This is a genomic window from Agathobaculum ammoniilyticum (genome assembly GCF_025567315.1).
Classification (GTDB): domain Bacteria; phylum Bacillota; class Clostridia; order Oscillospirales; family Butyricicoccaceae; genus Agathobaculum; species Agathobaculum ammoniilyticum.
Genome location: NZ_JAOQJE010000016.1, coordinates 46,047 through 50,193 on the forward strand (window position 1 = coordinate 46,047; position 4,147 = coordinate 50,193).

Annotated in this window: 5 protein-coding genes; all 5 read left to right on the forward strand. The window is 55.6% G+C overall.

Annotated features, from left to right (window positions below):
- Positions 1–862: prealbumin-like fold domain-containing protein (locus OCV66_RS13760; protein WP_262564723.1), on the forward strand; the 862-nt coding region annotated here is incomplete at its 5' end.
- Between the two features lie 133 nt (positions 863–995).
- Positions 996–1,160, forward strand: coding sequence for a hypothetical protein (locus OCV66_RS13765; RefSeq protein WP_262564725.1), 165 nt, complete (start codon positions 996–998; stop codon positions 1,158–1,160).
- A gap of 72 nt (positions 1,161–1,232) precedes the next feature.
- A complete protein-coding gene (locus tag OCV66_RS13770; protein ID WP_147574531.1) occupies positions 1,233–2,375 on the forward strand; it encodes a hypothetical protein in 1,143 nt (380 codons plus the stop codon).
- 694 nt (positions 2,376–3,069) lie between these two features.
- Positions 3,070–3,861: a class D sortase gene (locus OCV66_RS13775; RefSeq protein WP_147574532.1), complete on the forward strand. Its 792-nt coding sequence runs from the start codon at positions 3,070–3,072 to the stop codon at positions 3,859–3,861.
- Between the two features lie 12 nt (positions 3,862–3,873).
- On the forward strand, positions 3,874–4,147 hold a 274-nt coding region (locus OCV66_RS13780), incomplete at its 3' end, for a hypothetical protein (RefSeq protein WP_147574533.1).

Consider the following 4,147-nt stretch of genomic DNA (forward strand, 5'->3'; position numbering starts at 1 on the left):
TACTCCGCTCCTCGGACAGATCCAGGTGGTCAAGAAGTCTGCACAGGACAACCCGGTTACGAACCAGCCAAAAGGAAGTCTGCTTGAGGGCGCGGTGTTTGAAATCATCAATGCCGATACCGGCCGTGTGGTGGACACCATGACCTCGGATTCCCGAGGCATTGCCGCCTCCAACCCGATCCCAATGGGCCGCTACTATGTACAGGAAGTGCAGGCGCCGCGGTTTTATCAGCTGAACAGCGAAAAGGTCGAGGCCAGGCTCAAGGTGGAGGGTGATGTGGTGCAGATCGAGATGTACAACGATCCGGCGAACATCAATACCAGCATTGAAAAGACCGGCAACTACACGGTAGACGCCGGCTCGAATATGCGGTATGATTTCACGAACATCGCGAATAACTCGAATGTGCCGCTGGACAACTTCTTCTGGCATGACCGCATTCCCACGGACGCGGTGCGCGCGGCCACGCTGACCACCGGTACCTACAATGCCCGCGTCTGGTATAAGATCACCTTTAAGACCAACATGAATGATTACCGGACATTGGCGGATAACCTGCTTTCGACTAACGCATACTCGTTCAAGATCGACAGCGGCTCGCTCAAACTGGCGGCCGGCGAATATGTGACCGATATCCGCTTTGAGTTCGGCACCGTACCGGCTGGCTTCAAAATGACCGAGAAAGCGACGCTGCTGGTCTATGTGCCGGATTACATGGCGAATGGTTATAAAATCATCAACAGGGCGGATTGCGGCGGCTCGTATCAGGGCGAGTGGGACAACGCTGCCAGCGCATGGGTGACTAAAATCTACCGTGCGCCCACATATACCAGTCCCACACTGCCGCAGACCGGATTCTGATTCTCTTCAATTTAATGCAGCTTTACTGAGATTGCAGGCGTCTGCTATAATATCTATGTTCACAAATGCAATTTGCACTTGAGGCGATAGAATGGGAAAAAGTAACAAAATCTGTCCTGGGTGCGGGCGAAAAATGAAGCAGCAGTTCATCGGCCTGCAGCACTGCAAATGCGGCATGAGCTGGAAACGGGATATAGGATTTTTTGAACGGGAGCCGGATATGGTATTCACACTTCAGCATAGCCGCCCCGGTCAAAAGCCGGGCCGCCTGATCCGGATCGAGCGGCGGGAAAAGTAAACAGGCGGATATTCTGTGGAGCGGTTCAAACGGAATCGCTCCCTTATATTTGATTGCGAGGAGATCAAACGTATGGAAAGGAAAAAACTGCGGAGGCTGATTATGCCGCTGCTCGCCGCGCTGTTTATCGGCGCGGCGGGCGCAGTACAGGAAAGCGAACAGGTGCTGCTCGACGGCGACAAAGCAAGTTTTGAGCCGGTCAGCACCGAACTGGTTGAGATAAACGGAGTGCCGACACTCACTAAGACCTTCGAACTGTTACCGGAGATCGACCCGTCCTTGCTGCGCGAGGAACCGTTTTCACAGGACGGCTACTGGTACCGTTATCAGCGGATGGAAAAGGCCGACCAGGAGACGACAGACACGCAGCCGGTTGAGGAAACGGTCACGGTGGACGCGCCCTCCGGTGAGCTGGCGGATGTGATCGGCCAGTTCCCAGCGACACGACCATACAGCAAAGACGGCTACACCGGCGAACTGCTGCTGGACGTGCAGAGCATTCAGGTGGAGGCGACCGGATACAGCACGGTCACGGACGGCCACCCACATACCGTCACCAAAACGTATGAGCTGGCCTACAATGACCGCAGCCTTGTGCCGGAGACTGTACAGGCGGACGGGCTGACCCTGCCGCTGACAGGCCTGAGCTGGTCTGAAACGAAAAACGTGGAGGATTCCGATGTTCCCGCGGTCTGGACGGCAACGGCGACATACAGCAAGACCACCTATACGACCCGCGAAGTGGCGGACGGATACCGCGCTACAGCAGTCTACAAGGGCGAGGTGGGGAAAACCAGCGTCGGGAGCGTGGTCTACACCGTGACCTATACGGGAAACAAGATACCGGTCCTGCCCGGGCTGGATCCGGACGTTACCGTATCGCAGGTCGCGATCGTGACAGGGCTGGCAGCCCTGTTCCTGCTGGCGGCAGTGCTCTGGTATCTGCGTTGGCATATTGTCCGCATCTATGTCTACAACGAGGAACGCCGCATCCATGACGTCGTAAGCCGCCAGTATGTGCGGGTACGGACGCCGAAGATACGGCTGGTCATGATGCAGGGGCACGAAGAGACCGAGTATACGGTTATTCTGCGCAAACGGCTCGCCAAACGGCTGGTGGGACGGGATATCGCCATCGAGACCGGCGGCGAAGGGCAGCACCATGTGGTGGAGTCGTTCGTGGGGAGCGACTATGCGTTTCAGGTGAGGATATGACAAAAGCCGCCCGCAGGCGGCTTAAATTGACGAAAAGTGAAGGGATGTGATATAATCAGACTGCCAGTTAAGACGGCAGGTTGTTCCTCCGAACGGAGGTGATACCGTGGTTACTTACTCCGATCTGTTTCAGTTCGGGTTGCTGATCGTCGGCGTCATCGGCCTATGCTTTATGTATAGAAAGAAATAACCGCCCCCTGTAGCTAAGAGAGCGGCGTTTCCTCGACGTAAAATCGAGTACAGGAACGACCGCCTGTTGGCGCAGGCAACCGTCTTACTGGTATTTATTATACTGTTTTCGGTTCAGTTTGTCAAGTTGGCGGTCTCAGGGCCGTCTGGATTGACGGAAAATAAACAGATATGATATAATTCAGTTGGACAGCGCTGCTGTCCGGGCGCTGCAAAACAGCGGTTGGCCACTCCTTGCGAAAGGAGTGATGCTTTATGAAGAGATTCGTAAGAATTTTGATATGGGCAATCCTGTTGCTACATATTTTCCTCATAAAAGTGCGCTAACCGCTCGGCTGGCACCAAGCGGTTAGCTTATCCATTAAGTTAGCCTAAGGGTCAACCGCTATGCAGCGCCCTTTCTTGTCATTATTATAACATATCCCCCGTTTTTGTCAAGAGAGCCGCTTCGTGCGGTTTATCCCTCAAAGACGGGGATTTTCTATGCAGAAGGAGAGTGAACTTCATGAAAAGCATTGTTAAACGCGCCCTCAGCGGCGCGATGGCCTGTAGCCTGCTGGTACTCAGCCTGCCGTTTGTCTCAGCGCTCGAATACCACTATGACGCAGGCCTCTATGACAACCACTTCTACACGCCCACTTCCAGCAACCATGCGCTGGATCTGGACAGCGCGGACGATCGCGGCGGCGCTGCGATCATCGTCCCGTCGGACAGCATGGGAACGGACGCAGAACAGACCATACCGCGCGCCGGCTCGCCCGTCATCCCCGTCGGGTCGTACATAGACCCGTGGGGCAGCGCAGTGGAAAAGCAGATCGCCACGGATGAAAAGCTGAACGGTCTGGAGGGCCTGTCCTTTAACCGGCTGGAGGGTATGGGCGGCGGCTACACTGCCCAAAGCCAGCTTGTCACCACGAACGGGCATTTCGGTGCGGTGTCCATCGGCAGCCGCGGCATTTTCGCTTATGTCTACCCCAGCGCCACCTATGAGAGCATGAAAAAGGGGGCCGGCCATGTGGACGGGACGAGCGTCTGGAACGGCAACGTCGCACTGTGCGGCCATAACCGCGGTTCGTGGCCGTATTTCGGTAACCTGAAATATGTGCAGGTTGGGGATATCATTACCTACAAGACCTCGCTCGGCGCCCGCACCTACCGCGTCACCTTTGCCGGACGCATCCTTGCTACAGATACGGATGTGCTGAACCCTACGGCAGGCAACCAGATCACCATGCTCACCTGTATCGCGAATGAACCGGCTTACCGGTTCTGCGTGATTGGACAGGAAATTCGATGAAAGGGTGATACAATGAAATTCCGCGGCATGATCGCCGCCTGCATGGCGGGGGCTCTGCTTCTGCCTACAGGCTGTGCGGACGACAAAGCAAAAATGGAGGTACCCGATACGGATACGGCGGTATTTACACAGATGGAACAGACAGGTTTGGAGGGATGGAATGATGCAGAGAATGAGACGGTACAGGATGTACCGCTGGTGCGGCGTGATGTGGAACTCGCGTCAGGAGGTACGGCCGCCCTGTATGCACTTGATACGGGCGAGGAGCCGTCTGCCGGAACGGATG

Excerpts from the sequence above, each read along its gene's own strand:
- OCV66_RS13765 (WP_262564725.1), top strand. The coding sequence starts at position 996 with ATGAAGCAGCAGTTCATCGGCCTGCAGCACTGCAAATGCGGCATGAGC.
- OCV66_RS13770 (WP_147574531.1), top strand. The coding sequence starts at position 1,233 with ATGGAAAGGAAAAAACTGCGGAGGCTGATTATGCCGCTGCTCGCCGCG.
- OCV66_RS13775 (WP_147574532.1), top strand. The coding sequence starts at position 3,070 with ATGAAAAGCATTGTTAAACGCGCCCTCAGCGGCGCGATGGCCTGTAGC.